This window comes from Mesorhizobium koreense (assembly GCF_031656215.1).
In the GTDB taxonomy this organism is placed as follows: Bacteria; Pseudomonadota; Alphaproteobacteria; order Rhizobiales; family Rhizobiaceae; genus Mesorhizobium_L; species Mesorhizobium_L koreense.
Window position 1 is genome coordinate 4,936,783 of the sequence record NZ_CP134228.1, and the last position, 23,301, is coordinate 4,960,083.

Sequence of the window (23,301 nt, forward strand, 5' to 3'; positions counted from 1 at the left end):
ATCGTCCGGCGGCGGGGTGTTTCCATGCTCGCAGAACGGTGGTTATATGGAAATCCGCGCACCGGACAAGCGGCCGGGCGACAAGAATGAATGGGAGTTACCTATGAAAAAAATGGGGTTCATGGCGGCGATGCTCGCCGCGACGCTGTTTAGCGGCGTCGCCAGCGCCAAGACGCTGGTCTATTGCTCGGAGGGTTCGCCGGAAGGCTTCGACCCCGGGCTCTATACGGCGGGAACGACCTTCGACGCATCGTCGAAGCCGGTCTATAACCGCCTGGTCGAATTCAAGCGCGGCACGACCGAGGTCGTTCCAGGCCTTGCCGAGAAATGGGACGTGTCCGACGACGGGCTCGAATATACCTTCCACCTGCGCAAGGGCGTGAAGTTCCAGACCACCGACTTCTTCAAACCGACCCGCGACTTCGACGCCGACGATGTCGTGTTCTCCTTCGAGCGCATGCTCGACAAGAAGAATCCCTGGTACAGCTACGCCGGGGGCCAATGGGAATATTTCGACGCCATGTCGATGCCCACGCTCATCAAGAGCGTCGAGAAGGTCGACGATCTGACGGTGAAATTCACGCTTACCCATCCAGAAGCGCCCTTCATCGCCAACATGGCGATGGATTTTGCCTCCATCATGTCGAAGGAATATGCCGACCAGCTTGCCAAGGACGGCAAGAAGGAAATGCTGAACCAGCAGCCGCTTGGAACCGGCCCCTTCCAGTTCGTCGGCTATCAGAAGGACGCGGTGATCCGCTACAAGGCCAATCCCGATTTCTGGGACGGCAAGCAGGCGATCGACGATCTCGTTTTCGCTATCACGCCCGACGCGGCGGTGCGCTACCAGAAGCTGCAGGCCGGAGAATGCCAGGTCATGGCCTATCCGGCGCCGGCCGACGTCGCGGCCATGAAGAAGAACGACAAGCTCACAGTCTTGGAGCAGGCCGGGCTCAATGTCGCCTACATGTCCTACAACACGACCCAGAAGCCCTTCGACAACGTCAAGGTCAGGAAGGCGCTCAACATGGCCGTCAACAAGAAGGCCATCATCGACGCCGTGTATCAGGGTTCGGGGCAGGCCGCGATCAACCCCATCCCGCCAACCATGTGGGGCTACAACAAGGACGTGAAGGACGATTCCTACGATCCGGACGCGGCCAAGAAGATGCTGGAGGAAGCCGGCGTCAAGGATCTCCAGATGAAGATCTGGGCAATGCCGGTGCAACGCCCCTACATGCCCAACGCCCGCCGCACGGCCGAGTTGATCCAGTCCGATTTCGCCAAGATCGGCGTGAAGGCGCAGATCATCTCCTATGAATGGGGCGAATACCTGAAGCGCGCCGGCGAGAAGGACCATGACGGCGCCGTCATCCTCGGCTGGACCGGCGACAATGGCGATCCGGACAACTTCATGGCCACGCTGCTCGGCTGCGACGGCGTCGGCACGTCCAACAATACGGCCGAGTTCTGCTACAAGCCCTATGAAGACCTCATCCAGAAGGCCAAGAGGGTCTCCGACCAGGCCGAACGCGCCAAGCTCTACGAGCAGGCCGAGGTGATCTTCAAGGAACAGGCGCCCTGGCTCACCATCGCGCACTCGACGGTGTTCATGCCGATGCTGAAGTCGGTCCAGAACTACAAGATGGACCCGCTCGGCTCGCATCGCTTCGACGGCGTCGATATCACCGAGTAACCAGGGAACAGCCATGCCGGCCACGTTCAAGCACTTTCCCGCGCTCAAGCGGGAAGGTGTTGGCCGGCGCGCCGTCCATCCTTGAGAAGACGGGATGCTCCGCTTCATACTGGTCAAGATCGGCCTCCTGATCCCCACTTTCATCGGCGTGGCGATCGCGGCCTTCGGCTTCGTCCGCCTCCTGCCCGGCGATCCGGTGCTGCTGCTTGCCGGCGAGCACGGGATAAGCCCGGAACGGCATGCGGAACTGATGCACCAATACGGCTTCGACCAGCCGATCTGGGTGCAATTCCTCGAGTTCCTGTGGCATCTGCTGCAGGGCGATCTCGGCGTCTCGATCGCCACCAAGCGCCCGGTCATCGGCGAGTTCCTGGCATTGTTCCCGGCAACGCTGGAGCTTTCCATCTGCGCCATTATCTTGGCGGTGATCCTGGGCATTCCAGCCGGCATCCTCGCCGCAACGAAGCGCGGGTCATGGGTCGACCAGACGATCATGGGTACCGCGCTCGTCGGCTATTCGATGCCGATCTTCTGGTGGGGCTTGCTGCTCATCATCCTTTTCTCCGGCATCCTGCACTGGACGCCGGTCTCGGGCCGCATCTCGCTGATGTATTTCTTTCCGAACGTCACCGGCTTCATGCTGATCGACAGCCTGCTTTCGGGCCAGAAGGGCGCCTTCATCTCGGCTGCCTCGCACCTGATCCTGCCGACCATCGTGCTCAGCACGATCCCACTCGCCGTGATCGCCCGGCAAACGCGCTCGGCTATGCTCGAAGTGCTCGGCGAGGACTATGTGCGCACCGCCCGCGCCAAGGGCCTGTCGCCGGTGCGTGTCGTTTCCGTCCATGCGCTGCGCAACGCGCTCATTCCCGTCATCACCACGATCGGGCTCCAGATCGGCGTCCTGATGGCGGGCGCCATCCTCACCGAGACGATCTTCTCCTGGCCGGGTGTCGGCAAATGGATGGTCGATTCCATCTTCCGCCGCGACTATCCGGCCGTGCAGGGCGGGCTGCTGCTCATCGCGCTGATCGTCATGGTCGTGAATCTGATCGTCGATCTGCTCTACGGCCTGGTGAATCCCAGGGTCAGGCATGGCAGGTGAAGAGATGAGCGAAGCCACCGCCCAATCAGCCGGAACCGATACCCGCCAGACAGGCCGACTGGCGTTGCTTGCCGAATTCTGGGCCTATTTCAGCGAGAACCGGGGCGCGGTCTACGGCCTCCTGTTCTTCGTCTTCATCTGCCTCGTCGCCATCTTCGCCGGCTTCATCGCGCCGCATGGTCCGGACGAGCAGTTCCGCGACGCGCTTCTGAAGCCGCCCGTTTTCCAGGAAGGCGGCGAATGGCGCTTCCTGCTCGGCACCGATGCCGTCGGCCGCGACGTGCTCTCGCGCATCATCTTCGGCAGTCGCTATTCGCTTTTCGTCGGCTGCGTCGTTGTCTCGGTCGCGCTTGTCGCCGGCATTCTGGTGGGGCTCATCGCGGGCTTCGTCGGCGGCTGGGTCGACACGCTCATCATGCGCGTGATGGACATCATCCTCGCCTTCCCGAGCCTGCTTCTGGCATTGGCGCTGGTTGCCATCCTGGGTCCCAGCCTGACCAACGCCATGATCGCCATCGCCATCGTGCAGCAGCCGCATTACGTCAGGCTGACGCGGGCATCCGTGATGAGCGAGAAGCACCGCGACTACGTCACCGCCGCAAGGGTCGCCGGAGTGCGGCCGCTTCGGCTGATGTTCGTGACCATCCTGCCGAACTGCCTCGCGCCGCTCATCGTGCAGGCGGCGCTCTCCTTCTCCAACGCCATCCTGGACGCTGCCGCGCTCGGCTTCCTCGGCATGGGTGCGCAACCGCCAACGCCGGAATGGGGCACGATGCTCGCCGAGGCACGCGAGTTCATCCTGCGCGCCTGGTGGGTGGTGACCATGCCCGGCCTTGCCATCCTGTTCACTGTGCTCGCCATCAACCTCATGGGCGACGGCTTGCGCGACGCGCTCGATCCCAAACTGAAGAGGTCGTGACGCCATGGCCCTCCTCGACATCGAAAACCTCAGCGTCGAATTCGACACCGCCCATGGACCGTTCCGCGCCGTGGACGGCGTCTCCTTCTCGGTGGACGAGAGCGAAGTGTTGGCGATCGTGGGTGAATCCGGCTCAGGCAAGTCGGTCTCGATGCTCGCGGTGATGGGACTCCTGCCGTGGACGGCGAACGTCCGCGCCGACCGCATGCAGTTCGAAGGGCGCGACCTCCTCACCATGAGCGGTCGCGAGCGCCGCACCATCATCGGCCGCGACATCGCCATGATCTTCCAGGAACCGATGTCGAGCCTCAATCCCTGCTTCACCGTGGGTTTCCAGCTCTCGGAGGCGCTGAAGACGCATCTGGCGCTCGGTCGACGCGCGCGCAGGGAACGCGCCATCGACCTTCTGCGGCAGGTCGGCATCCCGGCCCCGGAGAAGCGGCTATCTTCCTTTCCGCACCAGCTTTCCGGCGGCATGAACCAGCGCGTGATGATCGCCATGGCGATCGCCTGCAACCCGAAGCTCCTGATCGCCGACGAGCCGACGACGGCGCTCGACGTCACCATCCAGGCGCAGATCCTCGACTTGCTCCTGAAACTGCAGCGCGACACCAAGATGGCGCTGGTGCTCATCACGCATGATATGGGCGTAGTGGCCGAGACGGCCGAGCGCGTTTCGGTGCAATATGCCGGGCAGAAGGTCGAGGAGCAGCGCGTGCGGCCGCTCTTCGACGACCCGCACCATCCCTATACGGCCGCCCTCCTCTCGGCGTTGCCCGAACGCGCCACCGCGCGCCATCTGCCTTCCATTCCGGGCATGGTGCCCGGCCAGTTCGACCGACCGTCCGGCTGCCTGTTTTCGCCGCGCTGCAAGTTCGCCACCGAACTCTGCCGGGAGGTCGTGCCGCCCAGGCAGGATGCAGAACTCGGTGCCGCGCTTTGCCATTACCCGCTCGAGCATGGCGTGCCGCGCGACCATCCCGTGAAGGGAATGGCGGCATGAGCGGCGATACCGTCCTCGAGGCGAAGGACCTCGCACGCTACTATCCCGTGTATCGGGGCGCATTCGCCAAGCCCGTCGAACTGAAGGCGCTGGACGGGGCGAGCTTCACGCTGGAGCGGCGGAAGACGCTCGCGGTCGTCGGCGAATCCGGCTGCGGGAAGTCGACGCTCGCCCGGCTCGTCACCATGATCGAGCCGCCGACGAGAGGCGAACTGAAGATCACCGGCATCGACGTAGCCGCCGGCGGCGCGAAGGCGATGCGGCAATTGCGCAGCCAGGTGCAGATCGTCTTCCAGAACCCTTACGGATCGCTCAACCCTCGCCAGAAGATCGGCGCGGCGCTGGAGGAGCCGTTGCTCGTCAACACGAAGCTTTCCGCTTCCGAACGGCGGGAGCGTGCCCGTGCCATGATGGCGGCGGTCGGGCTGCGCAAGGAACACTACGAGCGTTTTCCGCACATGTTCTCCGGCGGCCAGCGCCAGCGCATCGCGATCGCCCGCGCGCTCATGCTCGACCCCGAGATCCTGGTGCTGGACGAGCCCGTTTCCGCGCTCGACGTCTCCATCCAGGCACAGGTGCTGAACCTGCTCCACGACATGCAGGAGCGGATGAATCTCGCCTACATGTTCATCAGCCACGACCTGTCGGTCGTGCGCCACATCGCCGACGACGTGATGGTCATGTATCTCGGCCGGCCGGTGGAGCATGGGCCGCGCGAGAAGATCTTCGCCAATCCGCAGCATCCCTATACGCGGGCGCTGCTTTCGGCGACGCCCGTCGCCGATCCGACGCACAAGAAGGAGCGGATCGTCCTGAGGGGCGAACTCCCCTCGCCCATCTCGCCGCCCACCGGCTGCCCCTTCCATCCGCGCTGCCCGCTTGCCTTCGAGCGCTGCATGACCGAGGCACCGAAGCTGAAGCCTTCGCGCGGCGTGCTGGTCTCCTGCCATGCCGTCGAGGAGGGCAAGACGGGTGGCGCGGCGGTCGATGGCGCCCTTACCGAGGAGGCGGCCTCACAATAGAAATAGCCGGACGGTTCTATTTACTCCGGCTGTACAGGGCCTAGATGCAGTGACATTGTTCAACCCATGATTTTATGGAGAGACCCGCATGGCCAAGGATGATGCAAAGAAACTCCGCAAGGCTCCGCTGGCGACGCCGAGCAGCCTCGGCTCGAACGCGGCGAAGGATATTGCGGCCAGCCTGACGGCGCTCCTCGCCGACGTCTTCGCGCTCTACGTGAAGACCAAGAATTTCCATTGGCATATGTCGGGGCCGCACTTCCGCGACTACCACCTTCTGCTCGACGAGCACGGGACTCAGATTTTCGCGATGACCGACGACATTGCCGAGCGGGCGCGCAAGGTCGGTGGCACGACATTGCGCTCCATCGGCCAAATCGCGAAGCTGCAGCGCATCCCCGACAATGACGCCGATTTCGTCGCGCCGGAGGACATGCTGGCCGAACTCAAGGAAGACAATCTCAAGCTGACCCAGATCATGCGCGAGGTGCACGACACATGCGATGAGCATGGCGATGTCGCCACTGCCAGCCTGCTTGAAAACTGGATAGACGAATCCGAACGCCGCACCTGGTTCCTGTTCGAGATGACCAGGCAGCGTTAGGAGGCTCCTTAGAGGCGGTGCGTCCTTCGAGGCTCACCCTTCGGGCTCGCACCTCAGGATGAGGGAGGACGGTGTTCCTGCATCTCAAGTCTCATGGAAAGCCCTGCAGGCTCGCTCTATCGAAATGCGTTCTTTGAGATTCACTACGCTTCGGGATGAGGGCTTTGGCACAAACCTCCCTCATCCTGAGATGTGAGCCCCCGGGTCTTGCCTTTGGCAAGCCTGAGGACAGGCTCCGCGAGCCTCGAAGGACGCACCCACCTCAATCCAGCATCGACTGCAAGGTCTCGATGCGATCGGCCTCAAAAGCAGGTTTGTCCCAGCGCAGCCGCGAGATGCGGGGAAAGCGCATGGCGACGCCGGAGCGGTGGCGCTTCGAGCGCGCCAGCCCTTCGAAGGCGATCTCCAGGACCAGACCATGTTTCGGCTCGGCACGCACGGAACGCACCGGGCCGAAACGCTCGATGGTATTGTCGCGGACATATTTGTCGAGCAGCTTCAGTTCCTCGTCGGTGAAGCCGAAATAGGCCTTGCCGACCGGGAGAAGCACCGGATCTTCCTCTGGCCCAGACCAGACCCCGAAGGTGAAATCCGAATAGAAGCTCGACCGCTTGCCATGGCCGCGCTGGGCGTACATCAGGACGGCGTCGACCACATGCGGGTCACGTTTCCATTTGAACCACGGACCCTTCGGCCGGCCGGGCACATAGGATGAATCCAGCCGCTTCAGCATGACGCCCTCGATCACCGGATGCGGCGGCTCGTGACGCATCGTGTCAAGCGCCGCCCAGTTGTCAAAAGGCACGATCGGCGACAGGTCGAAGCGCGCAGGGTCGAGCGTGGCCACGAACGCCTCCAACTTTTTGCGCCGCTCAAGGAAGGGCAAATTCCGAACGTCCTCGCTCCCTTTTTGCAGGATGTCGTAGCAGCGGACGAAGACCGGATATTGCCCGACGAGTTTCACCGGCACGGTCTTGCGGTTCAGCCGCTGCTGAAGGTCTGAAAAGGTGCCGATATGCTCGGGCGGGTTGCCGACCAGGAGTTCGCCGTCGAGCGCCGCCTCAAAGGCCATGGCTTCCAGCAAGTCGGGGAACGCGCCGGAGATGTCGTCGCCCGTACGCGAATAAAGCCTCCGCACGCCCTTCTCGGCAACGGCCTGGACGCGGATGCCGTCCCATTTCCACTCGGCCGCGTAATCGGCCGGATCGATCTTCACCAGATCGCCGTCCTGCACCGGGTTCGACAGCATGACCGGCCTGAACGGAGCGGCGGCCGCGAGTTCCGGCCTGCCGGTCTTGCCCGTCAGCCAGTCGAAAAGCTCGCGGTAAGGCGGCTTGAGCCCATGCCAGAGCTCCTCGATCTCCGTTACGTCAACACCGCCGAAATCGGCCAGCGCCTGCTTGGCGAGCCTTGCCGAAACGCCGATGCGCAAGCCGCCGGTGACAAGTTTTATCGTGGCGAAGCGCTCGGAAATCGTCATTCGGTCGAGCAGGCGCGCCAGCACGGCCGGCCCGTCGGCGCGTCCGGCGGAGCGCAGTTGCGCGACCGCATCCGAGAGGCGGACCGGGAGCCCTTCCGCCTCGTCCTCCGGACCTGTCCTGGTGCCGGGCCAGACCAGCGACACCGTCTCGGCGAGGTCGCCGACATAGTCATAGGAATAAGCGAAGAGGACGGCGTCCATGCGCTCCATGACCAGCGCGCGCAGCATGGCCGGCTTGACCGAGGGGATGTCGAGATCCCCGGTGATCGCCGCCAGTGCAAGGCCGCGGTCGGGATCGGGCGTCGCGCGGAAATAATCGATGAGCAATCTCAGCTTGCCGTTTCGGGACGGCGTCAGGACGAGGCGGTCGAGAAGTTCGGCGAAGGCCCGCATCAGTCGCCCTCGTCCTCGTAGCCGACAAGGTGCAAAGGCCTACCCACGATGCCGGCAAGCTCGCACCAGCGCACCAGCGCTTCCTCGCGGCCATGCGTTACCCAGATCTCGCCTGCGCCTGTCTCGCCAATCGTGGCGGTCAGTTCATCCCAGTCGGCGTGATCGGAGATCACCAGCGGCAGTTCGACGCCGCGCTGCCTGGCGCGCTGGCGGATGCGCATCCAGCCGGAAGCAAAGCAGGCGACCGGGTCGGCGAAGCGCCGTGCCCAGCGGTCGGCGAAGGCCGAGGGCGGTCCGACGATGATCTCGCCGGCGAAGGCGCCCTTGGCACTCCCTTCGATGGTGGCGGGCTCTAGCGGGCCGAGGTCGACACCCTGACTCTGATAGTATTCGCACAGCTTCGCCAACGCGCCGTGGATGAAGATCGGCCGCTCGTAGCCCGCATCGCGCAGGAGACGAATGACGCGTTCGGCCTTGCCCAGCGCATAAGCGCCGACGAGATGCGCGCGCTCGGGAAACTGCTCGACCGATTTCAGGAGCGTCGCGATCTCGTGCGTAGCATCCGGATGGCGGAAGACCGGCAGGGCGAAGGTCGCCTCGGTAATGAACACGTCGCAAGGCACGATTTCGAAGGGGGCGCAGGTAGGGTCGGTGGCGCGCTTGTAGTCGCCCGAGGCGACGATGCGCAGCCCTTCGGTCTCGACCGCGATCTGGGCCGAGCCCAGCACATGACCTGCCGGATGGAAGCTGACCGACACGCCGTTCAGCGAAAGCTTCTCGCCCAATATCGCCGCCTGCGTCGAGCCGGCGAAGTCCGCGCCGTAGCGCAGCGCCATGATGTCGAGCGTCTGGCGCGTCGCCAGAACATGGCGGTGGCCTGAACGGGCGTGGTCCGAATGGCCATGCGTGATCAGCGCGCGCTCCACCGGCCGCACGGGGTCGATGAAGAAATCGCCGGGCGGGCAATAGAGGCCCTCTGGTCGCGGAAGGAGGAGTTCGTGCGGCTGCATCGACTGTGAAAATAGGCATTTGCAGGCGCGCGAAAAGAGGATTGCAAAATCCTCCCGACAGGCGCATACGCCCGCGCGCGCCTTTCGCGGGCACGGAAACCTCGCTCCAATGCACCCTGTCCAGTTCTCCTCCGGCAATCTGTTGGCGGACCGCCGGGCCGCCTACGCCGAAATGCTGTTCGACAGCGGCGACACCAACGCCGCCGCCGACCTGATGCGCGAGGCGCTGGCGCTCGTGCCGGATTGGGCGGCCGGCTGGTTTCGGCTGGGTGAGATGCTGGAGATCGCGGGCCGCATTCCGGAAGCGGAAATGGCGTGGCGCGAGGCGCTCAGGTTCGATCCGCAAGACCGTATGGGTGCTGCGCTGAAGCTCGGCTTGACGGCTTCCACCAACGGCATCGTGGCCCCGCCGAGCGCCTTCGTTGAAACGCTGTTCGACCAATATGCGGAAGAGTTCGACGCCGCGCTCGTCGAAAGGCTCGATTACCGCGTGCCGGAGCTTTTGCAGGAAGCCCTTCTGAATGCCGGCTGCGCGGCTTTCGCACATGCGGTCGATCTTGGCTGCGGTACCGGGCTGATGGGCGAAAGGCTGCGCGGGGCGACGAGCTATCTCGAAGGCTACGACATCTCCGCCGGCATGCTGAGGGAGGCCGAAGCCAAGCGCATTTACGACCGGTTGGAACGGCAAGACCTACAGACATTGCCGGCGCTCTCCCCTGTCGCCGATCTCGTCACGGCCGCGGACGTCTTCATGTATGTCGGCGAGTTGGAGCGGCTCTTCTCCCGCATTGCCGAGCTTCTGCTGCCGGGTGGGTATTTCGCCTTTTCCGTCGAATTTAACGATGGGCCGGAGGATATGGTGCTTCGGCCGTCGCGCCGATACGCCCATTCGAAGGCTTATGTGGAGCGCCTGCTTGCGGAGAAGGGCTTCGCTCTTGTCAGCCGGAATGAAGCGACGATCCGAATGGATCGCGGCGAGCCGGTAATTGGATTGATCGTGGTGGCGAAGAGAATGGAAGATCCGAATGGAATGCGCCCTTTCGCACCCCCCTCTGTCCTGCCGGACATCTCCCCCACAAGGGGGGAGATCAGACGGCCGCGCCAACAACGCTAACCCGGCAACGCCGAAAATTGGTGAAGGCGGTGATGGCAGCCGATCTCCCCCTCGAGGGGGAGATGTCCGGCAGGACAGAGGAGGGTCGGGAGGCGCGCGGCGCTTTCCCCAACCATATTGGCTTATCATCTGTTCTGGTTTAGTTCTGGCGGCTTGAACACGAGGCCAGCCCTTTCCGCGGAACGCTCCGCCGCCATCCTGCCCGCGCCATTCCTGAAATGGTTCGCGGAGCGCGGCTGGTCTCCGAGGCCGCATCAGATCGACCTTCTGGCGCGCGCGCAAAACGGCGCATCGGTGCTTTTGATCGCACCGACCGGAGCGGGCAAGACGCTGGCCGGCTTCCTGCCGAGCCTGGTCGACCTGTCGAACCGGCCGAAACGGAAGCCGGGCGAGCCCTATCGCGGCGTCCATACACTCTACATCTCGCCGCTCAAGGCGCTCGCCGTCGATATCGAGCGCAACCTCGGCAAGCCGGTCGCGGAGATGGGCCTGCCCGTCACGATGGAGACGCGCACAGGTGACACACCGGCGCACAAGCGCCAGCGGCAGAAATTCGTGCCGCCCGACATCCTGCTCACCACGCCCGAGCAACTGGCGCTCCTGATCGCCTCGAAGGATGCCGAACGCTTCTTCTCCGGCCTCTGTTATGTCGTGCTCGACGAACTGCATTCGCTCGTTACCTCCAAGCGCGGGCATCTGCTTTCGCTCGGGCTGGCGCGGCTGCGCCGCCTGGCGCCACGGCTCCAGTCGATAGGCCTTTCCGCGACCGTCGCCGAGCCGGACGCGCTGCGGCGCTGGCTGGTGCCGCAAAATCCGCCCGGCGAGATGGCCGATAGCATTACCGTCGGCGGAGGAGCGAAACCGGTCATCACCATTCTCGATTCGGCCGGGCATGTGCCGTGGTCGGGCCATTCGGCCCGCTACGCCATTCCGGAAATCTACGAAGCGATCCGCCGGCACCGCACCACGCTCCTCTTCGTCAACACGCGCAGCCAGGCGGAACTGCTCTTTCAAGAGCTTTGGCGGGTGAACGAGGAGACGCTGCCGATCGCGCTGCATCACGGCTCGCTCGATGTCGGCCAGCGGCGGCGTGTCGAGAAGGCGATGGAAGCGAATGCGCTGAGAGCCGTGGTGGCGACCTCGACGCTCGACCTCGGCATCGACTGGGGCGATGTCGATCTCGTCGTGCATGTCGGCGCGCCGAAGGGCGCCAGCCGCCTTGCCCAGCGCATCGGCCGCTCCAACCACCGCATGGACGAGCCGAGCCGTGCCATTCTGGTCCCTGCCAACCGCTTCGAGGTGCTGGAATGCCGCGCCGCGCTCGACGCCAATTATCTCGGTGCGCAGGATACGCCGCCGCTCGCCGAAGGCGCGCTCGACGTGCTCGCCCAGCATGTTCTGGGCATGGCCTGCGCCGAACCGTTTCATGCCGAGGAACTGCTGGAGGAAATCCGCAGTGCCGCGCCTTACGCCACGCTCGATGCCGCCATCTTCGATCGTGTCATCGATTTCGTCGCGACCGGGGGCTACGCGCTGCGCAGCTACGAGCGCTATGCGCGCATCCGTCAAATGCAGGATGGGCGCTGGCGCATCGCCCATCCCCGCGTCGCCCAGCAATACAGGCTGAATGTTGGAACCATCGTCGAGGCACCGATGCTTAAAGTCCGCCTGACACGGCATCGCGGGCGCGGCGGCAATGTACGCGGCGGGCCGGTGCTGGGCGAGATCGAGGAATATTTCGTCGAAACGCTGGCGCCCGGCGACACTTTCCTCTTCGCCGGCAAGGTGGTGCGCTTCGAGGGTATCCGCGAGAACGAGTGCTACGTCACCAGCGCCGGCGGCAACGACCCCAAGGTGGCGAGCTATATGGGCGGCAAGTTCCCGCTCTCGACCTATCTCGCGACCGAGGTGCGCTCGATGCTCGCCGATCCGTCGCGCTGGCACCTCCTGCCCGAACAGGTCGCGGACTGGCTGCGCCTCCAGAAAGACGTGTCGGTCCTGCCGCACCGCGAGGATTTGCTGGTCGAGACCTTTCCGCGCGGCGACCGCTTCTACATGGTCGCCTACCCGTTCGAGGGGCGGCTGGCGCACCAGACGCTCGGCATGCTGCTCACCCGCCGACTGGAGCGCGCCGGCGCGCATCCTCTGGGCTTCGTCGCCACCGACTATTCGCTGGCGATCTGGTCGCTGGAAGATATGGGACGCATGTTCCGCAGCGGCGCCCTGCCGCTTGCCGATCTTTATGCCGAAGACATGCTGGGCGACGACCTCGAAGCATGGCTCGCCGACAGCTGGATGCTGAAGCGTACCTTCCGCAATTGCGCCGTGATCGCCGGCCTGATCGAGCGCCGACATCCCGGGCAGGAAAAGACCGGACGGCAGGTGACGGTCTCGGCCGACCTCATCTACGACGTGCTTCGAACGCACCAGCCTGACCATATCCTGCTTCAGGCGACCCGCGCCGACGCGGCGGCCGGGCTGCTCGACGTGAAGCGGCTCGGCGAAATGCTGTCGCGGATCAGGGGTCGAATCATGCATAAGGATCTCGACCGCATCTCGCCGCTGGCAGTGCCGATCATGCTGGAGATCGGGCGCGAGTCGGTGAATGGCGAGGCAAACGATATGCTGCTCGCCGAAACGGCGGATGCGCTGATCGAAGAGGCGATGGGTACGGAACAGGCCGGATGACACCGCGCGCCACCTTAAGCGAGACGATAGAGATCGAGGGCGAGACCGCGCTTTGCGACCGCAGCGGCGCGCTTTATTTCCCCGCGCTCGACCTGCTCGCCGTATCCGACCTGCATCTGGAAAAGGGCGCGGCCTTCGCCCGGCGGCAACAGCTCATCCCGCCCTACGACACTGCGGCGACGCTGGCGCGGCTTGCCGAGGTGATCGCCATCTACGATCCAGGGATTGTTGTCAGCTTGGGCGACAGCTTCCATGACAGCGCCGGGGCGGCACTGATGCCGGGCATCTTCCGTGCCGAGCTTTCCGCGCTGATCGCCGGCCGCGACTGGTTCTGGATCGCCGGCAATCACGATCCCGACGCTCCGGAAGGTGTCGACGGCGAAAGCGTACAGGAAATCGCCATCGGCCCGCTTGTCTTCCGCCACGAGCCGTCGCGTGGTCCGACGCCCGGCGAGATTGCCGGTCATCTCCATCCCGGCGCACGGCTCGTCGCACGCGGCCGTTCGGTCAGGCGGCGCTGCTTCGCCGGCGACGGCAGGCGGCTGATCATGCCCGCTTTCGGTGCCTATACGGGCATGCTGAACGTGCTGGACCGCGCCTATGCGGGGCTTTTCGACGCGGACGGACTATTCGCCTGCATGCTCGGCCGGCAGCGCGTCTACAAGGTGACGGGATCGGTGCTCAGGCCGGGGTGATGCTCACGCCGAGGCTGCATTATTCCTTGCGGAAGAGGAAGCGTCCGGCCCAACCCGTCAGAAGCGCCAGCAGCACGCAGAAGATGCCATAGAAGAAGCCGTGGTCGTGCGCGACCTGATAGAGGCGACGCTCGAACCCGCCTTTCAGGATGACAAGCGGCGCCGAGGTCTGGGCGACGAAGCCGCCGCCCTTGAACAGGAAGGCACGGGCGCGGTGCGTTCCTACCGGCACGTCGGGCGCAAGCGACACGGTCGCGCGGAAAAGGGTCTGCGAGAGGAACTGCACGGAGCCGGGCCGCTCGCTATAGAGGCCGGAGGCCTTCTTGCGGTCTCTCAGCGCCGTTGCGAACTCCTTGATGGCAGCGGGGTCGGCGCTGCGATCGAGCGGCTGCATGTAGATGTTGTTGATGCCGAGCGCGAGTTGCCGATAGGCTTTCGGTTCGGCGATGTCCTGCAACTGTCTGGTCGACGCCATGGAATAGGAAAAGGGCACGTTGACGAATGTCTCCGCCTCGGTGTTGATCCACATGCCGAAGACGCGCTGCTTGAGACGGACGACGACCGGGCGCGCCGGCCCTTCCAGCACGACGATGACGTCATAGCCGCCCTCGCGCGCTATTACCGGATCGACATTGTCGATCGAGCCGAAGATAGTCAGGTTGGCACCGGAGAAATCCGACGTGATCGAAACCGTATCGGCCGAGAGGCCGATCTGGATCGTTTCGCGCTTCTCCGACTGGGCATAGGCGATTGTCGGCACAGCGATCGCCAGTGCGAGGAGGACCGCCAGCATGAGTGGGATACGTCCCATCGTCATGCCCCTCCGAGCGGCGCCAGCGAGAACGGGCTGACAGGGCGGGCGAAGAGGTCGATTGCCAGCCTGACCGCCACAGCCAGGACCAGGAAAGCCAGCAAAGCACGCAACTGTTCGCCGCGAAGGCGCTGGCCCGCGCGCGCGCCATATTGCGCGCCGATCACCCCTCCGACCATGAGCAGGAACGCCAGAACGATATCGACCGTCTGGTTGGTTGCAGCGTGCACGACCGTGGTGAAGCCCGAGACGAAGACGATCTGGAAGAGCGACGTGCCGATGACGACCTTGGTCGGCACCTTTAGCAGATAGATCATGGCCGGGATCATGATGAAGCTGCCGCCGACGCCGAGGATCGATCCGAGAAAGCCGACCACCGCGCCCAGGCCAAGCACCGGGATCACGCTGACGAAGAGCTTCGAAGAGCGGAAACGCATCTTCAGCGGCAGTTTGTGCACCCAATTGTGCTGGCCGGGCCGCCGGACCTCGGCCGCGCCGCCCGCCCGAGTACGGCGGATGGCGCGCGCGCTCTCGACCAGCATGATGGAGCCGACCGAACCCAGCATCACCACGTACATAAGGGACACGATCAGGTCCAACTGGCCGATGCTGCGCAACAGCGCGAAGATGTAGATGCCGAGTGCCGCGCCGACGACACCGCCGGCGAGCAAGACCGTTCCGAGCTTGATGTCGAGCGTGCCGCGCTTCATGTGAATGAGCGCGCCGGAGGCCGAGGCCGCCACCACCTGGTTGGCGCCTGTCGCGACAGCGACGGAAGGCGGTATGTTGTAGAAGATCAGAAGCGGCGTGATGAGGAACCCACCGCCGACACCGAACATTCCCGACAGGAAGCCGACCGCGCCGCCCATGGCGAGCAGCACGACCATATTGACCGACATTTCAGCGATCGGGAGATAAATGCCCACCCGTCAAACCCGACTAGCCATGTGGGACCGGCAACCCGTGTCTCGTGCCGAAAACACGATCGATAACAAAATTGTTCTTGCCGCCCTTGTGCAGGGAAGTCAATTTAACTCCCGTGGATCAGGCAGAAAACATGCAGATTTGTCAGCATGTTGGCAAATAAATCACAACATATTGGCGCCAATGCGCTTTATTTCTTTTTCAGGAGGGCCGTGACCAGAGCTTCGTTCACCTCGCCGGTCGGTTCCATGCCGTTAGCCTTCTGGAAAGCCGCTACCGCCGATTTCGTCCTGTCGCCCATGATACCGTCGGCGGTGCCCGCGTCGTAGCCGTTCTTGTTGAGGATGAGCTGGATGTTCCTGATCGCCTGCTTCATATCGATGCTGGCCGTCTTGGTATCGCTTTCCTTCCAGGCGTCGGGAATGTCGACGATATTGGCCGCCTGATCGACCGGCCTGGCCTTCCAGAGTTCGGTCGTGGCGCGCGCCTTCTGGAGCTGTTCGGGGCGCAGCGAATTGGCAACCTCGTCGCGCTTGGCTGCGGCGTCCTTGTCGCCGGTCTTGGCGACCAGCGCGAACCATTTGTAGGATTCTTCGAGGTTCTGAGGCATGCCGACGCCCTTGGCGGCGAGGATGCCGAGATTGAACTGGCTGTCCTTGACGCCGAGTTCGGCCGCTTTCTCGAACCAGCGGACGGCGGCCTCGTTGTCGACCGCGCCGTTGGCGCCCATCGCGTAGAGCACGCCGAGATTGTGCATGGCGGCGGCGTTTCCCTGATCGGCCGCCTTGACGTACCATTCCTTGGCCTTGGCGATGTCGCGCTTGAGGCCGATGCCCTTCTCGTAGAAATTGCCGATCCGGTACTCGGCCGGCGCGTAGCCGAGGCCGGCCGCCTCGGCGTACCACTTGGCGGCCGTCTTCATGTCAGACGGTCCATCCTGGCCCTCGGCATAGCGTGAGCCGATCTCGAAGATCGCCTTCGGATTGCCGCTCTCGGCTGCCTCACGTAACGGCGCCGGGCCGGAATCAGCCGGGACCGGCATCATCGCGGCGGGCGCAGCTGCGCCGCCGTCATGCGGGATGGCAGCGACCTCCTCATGCTCGTGGGTCGCCGTATCGGCCCGATCTTCGGCGGGCACCGTATCCGCCGGCGAAGGAATGCTTGCGACCTCCGCGGAGGCAATCCGCGGTGGGTTTGCGTCGTCCGAAGCCTTCGGGAGAGCAGTGCCCGCGGGCGAAAGGTGATTCGACGCGGCGGCTGTTGTCGCTTGCGCGGGGATCGCGGCTTCGGCGTCGCCGTTGCTGCCCGTATCAGACGTGGCCGGCGCCGGGGCAGTCGCTGCCGCCGGCCCGTTCTTCCCGGACACGGAAGCGTCTACGTTCATCGCGATGTCGGAAGCCTTCGCCGGCAGCGGCGTGATCGGCGACATGGCGGCTTCTCGCTTAACCGGATCCGGCTTCGCGGCCGCCTCGGCCTTCGGCGCGGTTGCAGCAGGCGGAACCGCCGAAGAAGCTTTCGCAACGCTCGCCTTCTGGGTAACGGTCTTGTGGCCGCCATCATGCAAAAGGGCCTTGCCGAGCTGCGTGCCGGCCACGCCGACAACAACAATGCCAGCCGCCAGAAGCACGATCTTCGTGTTCGAGCGAAGCATCCGTTTCAGGCTGAAACCGCCGGAGGAGCCCTTCGGCTCGGATTTCTTCTTCAGGACCTCCGCCTCGGCCGCAGCCGCCTGCGCGGCGCGACGGGCCGCCGCGATGAAGTCCGATTTCGCCGCTTCGGCATCGCGGGCGCGGCCTTCATCGCCGCGCTCGTCGCGGACCCGACGCATGATCGCGTTCAGGTCCGGCGCGCCCGAACCCGGTTCAAGGGGGCGGTTGGCGAGCTTCGGATCGAGGGGCGCATCAAGGCCGGGTTCCGGCATCGCCTCGCCGGACGGCTCAGGCTCGGCCGACGGCTCGCGCCGCTCCTCGGCCGCATCCTGTCCGTCCTTTTTCCTGCGTAACAGCACCTTGGACAATTTGCCGAGCCTGGATTTCTTCGGCGCCGCGCTCGATTTCTCTTCGGCCGTGTCGCTGCTGCTCAGCGCCGCCATGGCGGCGGCGGCCGCCGCCTCGGCGGGGGAGCGCTTCGGATCGCGGACTGCATCGCCCTTCGGCATCGCGCCGGCCACGCCCAGGGGCGCCTCCGCTGGCGGTCGCGCCGCATGTTCCAAAGGCGCCTGTGCGAGCGGCTCCGCGTTCTCCATGTCGAGCGAAGGAGCCTCGGCAAACTCAAGCTTGCGAGCCGTCGCCGCCTTCCCCGTCGATCGAGGGGCAGCGGACAACCCGGAAGAAGACGCACCGCCCTCCAGAGCACCGAGCCGATCGACGATCTGCAACAATGTGTCGTGGATGGCCTCGAATGTCCGGGTGTTGCGGTCGTCCGAGCGGCGGGCCAGTTTCTCCAGCGATTGAAGCTCTTCGGCCAGGCCGCTCAGGACCGCGACGTCGCCTTCCGGCAGGCCTTGGGAGCGGACCGCCTGCTCGGCGGCCTCACGGGCCGCGACGATGATCGCTTCGCGGCTTTCGTTCACCGAGCGCTCGATCATGGCAAGGCGCGGGCCGATATCGTCGAATTCCGGCAACGGCCTTCCCGGCTGCCGAAGGCTCCCGGTCAGGCCGGCTACCTCCGGTTCCACGCCGCCACGGCGCTCGATGGCGTTCTCGAGATCGGAAAATCGCTTGTTGAGCGCATCCACGATCGCCGCGTCGGTCGAGAGCGCGTCCTGGTTGTAGCGTTCCAGCCTCTCCTCCAGATCGCGGAAGAGTGCGACGCTCTGCTCGCGCGCGGTTTCGTGGCGCTGTTCGAGCGCCCGGGTCAGCGTCTCGAAGCGCCGCTCCATGCCCTCGAGGATGGCATTTGGGCTGACGGCCGGAGAACCGCCTTCCAGCTTTTCGACGATGAGGTCGATCTGGCGGGACAGGCGATCGACGGTCGCCTCCGGCAGTTCGGCGCGGCCGGCGATGTCCTCGACACGTGCCGAAAGCGCGGAAAGCTGCTTCATCACCGCTTCGGTCGGCCTGTCCTCGACCAGTTCCTCGAGCTGACGCGAAAGGGAGGTGATACGCGCCTCGATCCGTTCCAGATGGCCGCTGTCGGCACCGGGCGCTGGCTGCGCCGAGGAGGCGACGATAGCGCGGGAAATCTCGTCGAGACGCTCCTCGATCGCCTCGAAGGTGGTGGCGCCGGGCATCTCCTTCTGGCGGGCAAGCTGTTCCACAGCGGCGGCGAGCGTCCTCACCTTGTCTTCGAGCGAGGAGATCGACAGCGAATCCGGCAGGCCCGCAACCGCGGCGTGGATCTGTTCGAGCCGATCCGCGATCCCGGAGATCATGTGTTCGTCGGCGGTTGGCGGATTGGGGTCCATAGCGCGACGACCCACGCCGGCATGATGCGAAAAAACGGGATGGAGTTCACGCGCACCGCCCGTATCGGAAGCGCCCTCCAGCCGGCTGCGCAATTCCTCGCGCAACGTATTCAGCTCCGACGCGATCCGGCTCATCGAGGCGACACCGCTCTCGCGGGCCCGGCTGCGTTCGAAATCGCTCGATAGCCGCCGCGCGCGCTGCGCTTCGTCGCCCTCCTGCCCACTTTCGGGCTGCGGCAAGTCGCGGCCGAAGCGTTCGTCCAGACTGGCCAGCGAACGGTTCAGATCCTCCAGCGTCGCATGTTCCCGACGCGGCCTGCCTACGTTCAGGGATTCGATGTAAGAGCGCTTGGTATTCATCGACGCGTGCTCGCCAATTCCCCGCCGGCCATGGGTCGGCTCTTCTGATCGCCTGGGGGAACGGTCTTGATCTCGCGGACGGCGATGCGCGAAATCGTCTCTCGTGATGCGTCCATTCCCTCGCTCGAGATGCCGTGAACGCAAAACAGAATAAGCACGGGATTCCGATGTGCGCACCATTCGCCGAACGTGGTAAACAAGCCGTTAAGCAAGCTTACCGTGCAGAAACAAAGATTGCGGGATCGTAAACCGGCGAAGGAATGCCGCAGGCGAGCTCCCTTGAAATGTTGCAGTGCAGCATTTATATCATGTGACAGAGATGGCCGGCCGCATGTTTTCGCCGAGCCCAGAGCATCAACCAACCTCATCGTCAGCGGAAGCCCGCCCCTGTGGCTTCCGGTTTTGTTTCGGGCCCGACCCGGAACGGCCAATCCAGGGATTTTGAACGATCATGACCGAAACGACCCATGCCGCCGCCCGCGCGGCCTCGAAATCCGATGTCGAAGAATTCACGCGCATCGGCGAAATGGCGAAAAGCTTCGACGTCACGCTGCGCGCGCTGCGTTTCTACGAGGATCGCGGCCTTATCCATCCGCGCCGCGAGGGAACGACGCGGCTCTATTCCCATCGCGACCGGGCACGGCTGAAGCTGATCCTTCTCGGCCGACGGGTCGGATTCTCGCTGCGCGAGGTCAAGCAGATGATGGATCTCTACGATCCGAAGGGATCGAACACGCGGCAACTCAAACTGGTGCTGGAAAAGTCGCAGCGCCAGCTCGGTCGGCTCGAGACGCGCCGCGCCGCCCTCGATGAGGCAATAGGCGAACTCAAGGACATCATGGAGAACGCCCGCGGCCGGCTCGAAGCCGTGCAGCCGCTGCGCCGCGCTGGCTGATCCACCCCGCCTACCTACCTGACTTCCACTCGATCGAGGCCTGTCCGTCGACGCGATGGCGGCATGATTTCCGGCGACGATTAATTGACGCTTCCGTAAACGTCAATTATTGGTCTTGACTCTTTCATCCGGGCTCTTGGGTTCGTACCTTCATGGGCCTATGTCTGGGCAAGACAAGGGAGAGATCGCATGCCGACTTACCGGGCGCCGGTCGCGGACACGCTTTTCGTCCTGAAGGACGTATTGGGCTACGAGCGCTACAATAATCTGCCCGGTTTTTCCGATGCCACACCCGATGTGCTGGAGGCGATCCTCGCAGAAGGCGCCAGGCTCGCCGAAGAGGTGATGCAGCCCTTGAACCGCGTCGGCGACATTGAAGGCTGCGAGCGCCACGATGACGGCTCCGTCACCGTGCCCGGAGCTTTCAAGGACGCCTACCTGGAATATTGCGCTGGCGGCTGGATGGGGCTTTCCGCGCCCGCCGAGTATGGCGGCCAGGGCCTGCCCTATTCGATCCACACCGCGATCGGCGAATATCTCTCCTCCGCCAACATGGCGCTGATGATGTATCCGGGCCTGACGCAGGGCGCGATCGCCGCCATTCTCACCCACGGCTCGGACGATCAGAAGAAAAAATACCTGCCGAAGATGATTGAGGGCATCTGGACCGGCACCATGAACCTCACCGAGCCGCATTGCGGCACCGATCTCGGCCTGCTCCGCACAAAGGCCGTGCCGGCCGGCGACGGCAGTTACAGGATTTCAGGCCAGAAGATCTTCATCTCGGCCGGCGAACACGATCTTTCCGAAAACATCATCCATCTGGTGCTGGCGCGCATCGAAGGCGCACCTGAGGGCACGAAGGGCATTTCGCTCTTCATCGTGCCGAAATTCCTCCCCGATGCGGACGGCAAGCCGGGCGAACGCAACAAGCTCTCCTGCGGCTCCATCGAGGAGAAAATGGGCATCCACGGCAACGCCACCTGCGTGATGAACTATGACGAGGCGACCGGCTTCCTGATCGGACCCGAGAATGGCGGTCTGCGTGCCATGTTCACCATGATGAACGAGGCGCGGCTCGGTGTCGGCATGCAAGGGCAGGCGATCGGCGAGGTCGCCTATCAGAACGCGGCGATCTATGCACGTGAGCGCCTGCAAGGCCGCTCGCTGACCGGGCCCAAGGAGCCCGGCAAGAAAGCGGACCCCATCATCGTGCATCCGGACATCCGCCGGGCGCTGATGACCATGCGCGCCTTCAACGAGGGCGGCCGTGCGCTCATCCTCGCCACCGCGCTGCGCTCCGACATTGCCCACCGCTCGGCCGACCAGAAGGAGAAGCAAGAGGCCGAAGACTGGCTCGGCCTGATGACGCCGATTATCAAAGGTGTGTTGACCGACAAGGGTTTCGAGCACGCGGTGGCGGCGCAGCAGGTCTATGGCGGGCACGGCTATATCGAGGAACACGGCATGAGCCAGTTCGTGCGCGACGGCCGCATCGCCATGATCTACGAGGGCGCCAATGGCATCCAGGCGCTCGACCTCGTCGGCCGCAAGCTGGCGCTGAACGGGGGCCGGGCCATCCAGGCCTTCTTCAAGGAAGTCGGCGATTTCTGTGAAGAGCATCGAGCCGACGAGAAGATGGCGCCCTTCACCAAGGCGCTGAAGAAGGGGCTGAACGACCTCTACACCGCCACCATGTGGCTGATGCAGAACGGCATGAAGAACCCCGACGACGCAGGCGCGGCCTCGACCGACTATCTCCATCTTTCCGGGTTGGTGGCGCTCGGCTACATGTGGGGCCGGATGGTGAAGGTCGCGCAAGACAAGCTTGCGGATGGGGGCGAGGCGAAGGATTTCCACGAAAACAAGATCACGACCGGCCGCTATTTCATGGAGCGCGTCATGCCGGAGACTTCGGCGCATCTGGCGCGCCTGTCTTCGGGCTCCGCGACCATGATGGCGTTGCCGGCGGAAGCGTTTTGAGAGATGAGCGTTCGGGCCGCTGAACTCCTCGCCATGCCGCAACCGGCATGGAAGACCGAGGACGTCGCCATGCTGCAGGACATGGCCGAAAAGTTCCTCGAAACGGAAATCCTGCCCGAATACGACCGCTACGAGAAGAACGAGATCGTCGAGCGCCCGGCCTGGGAAAAGGCGGGCTCGGCCGGGCTGCTTTGTGCCTCCATGCCGGAGGAATATGGAGGCGCCGGCGGCACTTACGCGCATGAGAGCGCGATTGCCGAAGCGATCGGTCATGTCGGCGTCGACGGGTTCGGTATCGCGCTGCACAACGCCATCGTCGCGCCCTATATCCTGCATTACGGCTCGGAGGAGCAGAAGAAGAATTGGCTGCCGAGGATGGCGACGGGCGAGTTGATCGGCGCCATCGCCATGACCGAGCCCGCAGCGGGCTCCGACCTCCAGGGCGTCAAGACGCGGGCCGAGCGCGACGGCAACCAGTACCGCATCAACGGCTCCAAGACATTCATCACCAACGGCCAGAACGCCAACTTGATCATCGTCGTCACCAAGACCGATCCGTCGGCAGGCGCCAAGGGCACGTCGCTGATCGTCGTGGAGACCGGCGAAGTGGAAGGTTTTCAGCGCGGCCGCAATCTCGACAAGATCGGACTGAAGGCCAACGACACGTCCGAACTCTTCTTCAACGATGTCCGCGTGCCGACCGCCAATTTGCTCGGCCATGAGGAGGGGCAGGGTTTCGTCCAGCTCATGCAGCAGCTTCCGCAGGAACGGCTCCTGATCGGGGCGCAGGCGATCGCCATGATCGAGCGCGCGCTTGCCGTCACCCTCGCCTATGTCAAGGAGCGCAAGGCCTTCGGCAAGGCGATCCTCGACTTCCAGAACACCCAGTTCAAGCTCGCCGAGCTGAAGACCGAGGCGACGGTCGGCCGCACCTTCTACAATGACTGCGTCTCGCACCATCTGGATGGCGGGCTCGACGCCGTCACCGCCTCGATGTGCAAGCTGTGGCTCACCGATCTCCAGTGCAAGGTCGTCGACGAATGCCTTCAACTCTTCGGCGGCTACGGCTACATGAACGAGTACCCGATCGCCCGCATGTTCCGTGACGCGCGGGTGCAGCGCATCTATGGCGGCACCAACGAAGTGATGAAGCTTCTGATCGCGCGCAGCCTATAATCGAACCGCAAGGAGAC

The 23,301-nt window shown here is 64.2% G+C and carries 17 protein-coding genes; 12 read left to right on the forward strand and 5 right to left on the reverse strand.

Features of this window, described 5'->3' with window-relative positions; translation table 11 throughout:
* Nucleotides 1-103: 103 nt before the first annotated feature.
* The 6 genes from RBH77_RS23470 to RBH77_RS23495 all read left to right on the forward strand — a co-directional run bounded on the left by RBH77_RS23470 (nucleotide 104) and on the right by RBH77_RS23495 (nucleotide 6,349).
* Entirely contained in the window at nucleotides 104-1,696 is a 1,593-nt protein-coding gene (locus RBH77_RS23470; RefSeq protein ID WP_371832814.1) for an ABC transporter substrate-binding protein, read from the forward strand.
* 94 nt (nucleotides 1,697-1,790) lie between these two features.
* Nucleotides 1,791-2,801 (forward strand): ABC transporter permease subunit, encoded by a 1,011-nt coding sequence (locus RBH77_RS23475; RefSeq protein WP_311029988.1) that lies wholly within the window; start codon nucleotides 1,791-1,793, stop codon nucleotides 2,799-2,801.
* Between the two features lie 4 nt (nucleotides 2,802-2,805).
* Entirely contained in the window at nucleotides 2,806-3,720 is a 915-nt protein-coding gene (locus tag RBH77_RS23480; RefSeq protein ID WP_311029989.1) for an ABC transporter permease subunit, read from the forward strand.
* Between the two features lie 4 nt (nucleotides 3,721-3,724).
* On the forward strand, nucleotides 3,725-4,723 hold the full coding sequence (locus RBH77_RS23485) for an ABC transporter ATP-binding protein (protein WP_311029990.1): 999 nt from the start codon (nucleotides 3,725-3,727) through the stop codon (nucleotides 4,721-4,723).
* On the forward strand, nucleotides 4,720-5,745 hold the full coding sequence (locus tag RBH77_RS23490; protein ID WP_311029991.1) for a peptide ABC transporter ATP-binding protein: 1,026 nt from the start codon (nucleotides 4,720-4,722) through the stop codon (nucleotides 5,743-5,745). Before RBH77_RS23485 ends, RBH77_RS23490 begins: the two co-directional genes overlap by 4 nt.
* 88 nt (nucleotides 5,746-5,833) lie before the next feature.
* A complete protein-coding gene (locus RBH77_RS23495; RefSeq protein ID WP_311029992.1) occupies nucleotides 5,834-6,349 on the forward strand; it encodes a Dps family protein in 516 nt (171 codons plus the stop codon).
* 262 nt (nucleotides 6,350-6,611) lie between these two features.
* Here the strand turns inward: RBH77_RS23495 and RBH77_RS23500 are convergent, their stop codons facing one another.
* Together RBH77_RS23500 and RBH77_RS23505 are read right to left on the reverse strand one after the other, a co-directional pair.
* Nucleotides 6,612-8,222: a cisplatin damage response ATP-dependent DNA ligase gene (locus RBH77_RS23500; protein WP_311029993.1), complete on the reverse strand. Its 1,611-nt coding sequence runs from the start codon at nucleotides 8,220-8,222 to the stop codon at nucleotides 6,612-6,614.
* Nucleotides 8,222-9,232: a ligase-associated DNA damage response exonuclease gene (locus RBH77_RS23505; RefSeq protein WP_311029994.1), complete on the reverse strand. Its 1,011-nt coding sequence runs from the start codon at nucleotides 9,230-9,232 to the stop codon at nucleotides 8,222-8,224. The genes RBH77_RS23500 and RBH77_RS23505 overlap by 1 nt, the downstream gene beginning before the upstream one ends.
* A gap of 109 nt (nucleotides 9,233-9,341) precedes the next feature.
* Between RBH77_RS23505 and RBH77_RS23510 the strand changes: the two genes are divergently transcribed.
* From RBH77_RS23510 to pdeM, 3 genes are all read left to right on the forward strand, one after another.
* Nucleotides 9,342-10,346: a class I SAM-dependent DNA methyltransferase gene (locus RBH77_RS23510; RefSeq protein ID WP_311029995.1), complete on the forward strand. Its 1,005-nt coding sequence runs from the start codon at nucleotides 9,342-9,344 to the stop codon at nucleotides 10,344-10,346.
* Between the two features lie 153 nt (nucleotides 10,347-10,499).
* Nucleotides 10,500-13,034 (forward strand): ligase-associated DNA damage response DEXH box helicase, encoded by a 2,535-nt coding sequence (locus RBH77_RS23515; protein ID WP_311029996.1) that lies wholly within the window; start codon nucleotides 10,500-10,502, stop codon nucleotides 13,032-13,034.
* The gene (gene pdeM, locus RBH77_RS23520) at nucleotides 13,031-13,729 is read left to right on the forward strand and encodes a ligase-associated DNA damage response endonuclease PdeM (protein ID WP_311029997.1); all 699 of its coding nucleotides are present in this window, start codon (nucleotides 13,031-13,033) and stop codon (nucleotides 13,727-13,729) included. Before RBH77_RS23515 ends, pdeM begins: the two co-directional genes overlap by 4 nt.
* 19 nt (nucleotides 13,730-13,748) lie before the next feature.
* Here the strand turns inward: pdeM and RBH77_RS23525 are convergent, their stop codons facing one another.
* From RBH77_RS23525 to RBH77_RS23535, 3 genes are all read right to left on the reverse strand, one after another.
* On the reverse strand, nucleotides 13,749-14,540 hold the full coding sequence (locus RBH77_RS23525; protein WP_311029998.1) for a TIGR02186 family protein: 792 nt from the start codon (nucleotides 14,538-14,540) through the stop codon (nucleotides 13,749-13,751).
* 2 nt (nucleotides 14,541-14,542) lie between these two features.
* Nucleotides 14,543-15,466 (reverse strand): sulfite exporter TauE/SafE family protein, encoded by a 924-nt coding sequence (locus tag RBH77_RS23530; protein WP_311029999.1) that lies wholly within the window; start codon nucleotides 15,464-15,466, stop codon nucleotides 14,543-14,545.
* Nucleotides 15,467-15,654: 188 nt separating this feature from the next.
* On the reverse strand, nucleotides 15,655-19,230 hold the full coding sequence (locus tag RBH77_RS23535) for a peptidoglycan-binding protein (RefSeq protein WP_311030000.1): 3,576 nt from the start codon (nucleotides 19,228-19,230) through the stop codon (nucleotides 15,655-15,657).
* 451 nt (nucleotides 19,231-19,681) lie between these two features.
* Here RBH77_RS23535 and RBH77_RS23540 point away from each other — a divergent pair, with 451 nt between their 5' ends.
* From RBH77_RS23540 to RBH77_RS23550, 3 genes are all read left to right on the forward strand, one after another.
* Entirely contained in the window at nucleotides 19,682-20,125 is a 444-nt protein-coding gene (locus RBH77_RS23540) for a MerR family transcriptional regulator (RefSeq protein WP_311030001.1), read from the forward strand.
* Nucleotides 20,126-20,314: 189 nt separating this feature from the next.
* Nucleotides 20,315-22,108, forward strand: a complete 1,794-nt coding sequence (locus RBH77_RS23545; RefSeq protein ID WP_311030002.1) for an acyl-CoA dehydrogenase C-terminal domain-containing protein — start codon at nucleotides 20,315-20,317, stop codon at nucleotides 22,106-22,108.
* A 3-nt stretch (nucleotides 22,109-22,111) separates the two neighbouring features.
* A complete protein-coding gene (locus tag RBH77_RS23550; RefSeq protein WP_311030003.1) occupies nucleotides 22,112-23,284 on the forward strand; it encodes an acyl-CoA dehydrogenase family protein in 1,173 nt (390 codons plus the stop codon).
* Nucleotides 23,285-23,301 lie beyond the last annotated feature (17 nt).

Coding starts and splice junctions, on each gene's coding strand:
- RBH77_RS23470 (WP_371832814.1), top strand. CDS start 104: ATGAAAAAAATGGGGTTCATGGCGGCGATGCTCGCCGCGACGCTGTTT.
- RBH77_RS23475 (WP_311029988.1), top strand. CDS start 1,791: ATGCTCCGCTTCATACTGGTCAAGATCGGCCTCCTGATCCCCACTTTC.
- RBH77_RS23480 (WP_311029989.1), top strand. CDS start 2,806: ATGAGCGAAGCCACCGCCCAATCAGCCGGAACCGATACCCGCCAGACA.
- RBH77_RS23485 (WP_311029990.1), top strand. CDS start 3,725: ATGGCCCTCCTCGACATCGAAAACCTCAGCGTCGAATTCGACACCGCC.
- RBH77_RS23490 (WP_311029991.1), top strand. CDS start 4,720: ATGAGCGGCGATACCGTCCTCGAGGCGAAGGACCTCGCACGCTACTAT.
- RBH77_RS23495 (WP_311029992.1), top strand. CDS start 5,834: ATGGCCAAGGATGATGCAAAGAAACTCCGCAAGGCTCCGCTGGCGACG.
- RBH77_RS23500 (WP_311029993.1), bottom strand. CDS start 8,222: ATGCGGGCCTTCGCCGAACTTCTCGACCGCCTCGTCCTGACGCCGTCC.
- RBH77_RS23505 (WP_311029994.1), bottom strand. CDS start 9,232: ATGCAGCCGCACGAACTCCTCCTTCCGCGACCAGAGGGCCTCTATTGC.
- RBH77_RS23510 (WP_311029995.1), top strand. CDS start 9,342: ATGCACCCTGTCCAGTTCTCCTCCGGCAATCTGTTGGCGGACCGCCGG.
- pdeM (WP_311029997.1), top strand. CDS start 13,031: ATGACACCGCGCGCCACCTTAAGCGAGACGATAGAGATCGAGGGCGAG.
- RBH77_RS23525 (WP_311029998.1), bottom strand. CDS start 14,540: ATGGGACGTATCCCACTCATGCTGGCGGTCCTCCTCGCACTGGCGATC.
- RBH77_RS23535 (WP_311030000.1), bottom strand. CDS start 19,230: ATGAATACCAAGCGCTCTTACATCGAATCCCTGAACGTAGGCAGGCCG.
- RBH77_RS23540 (WP_311030001.1), top strand. CDS start 19,682: ATGACCGAAACGACCCATGCCGCCGCCCGCGCGGCCTCGAAATCCGAT.
- RBH77_RS23545 (WP_311030002.1), top strand. CDS start 20,315: ATGCCGACTTACCGGGCGCCGGTCGCGGACACGCTTTTCGTCCTGAAG.
- RBH77_RS23550 (WP_311030003.1), top strand. CDS start 22,112: ATGAGCGTTCGGGCCGCTGAACTCCTCGCCATGCCGCAACCGGCATGG.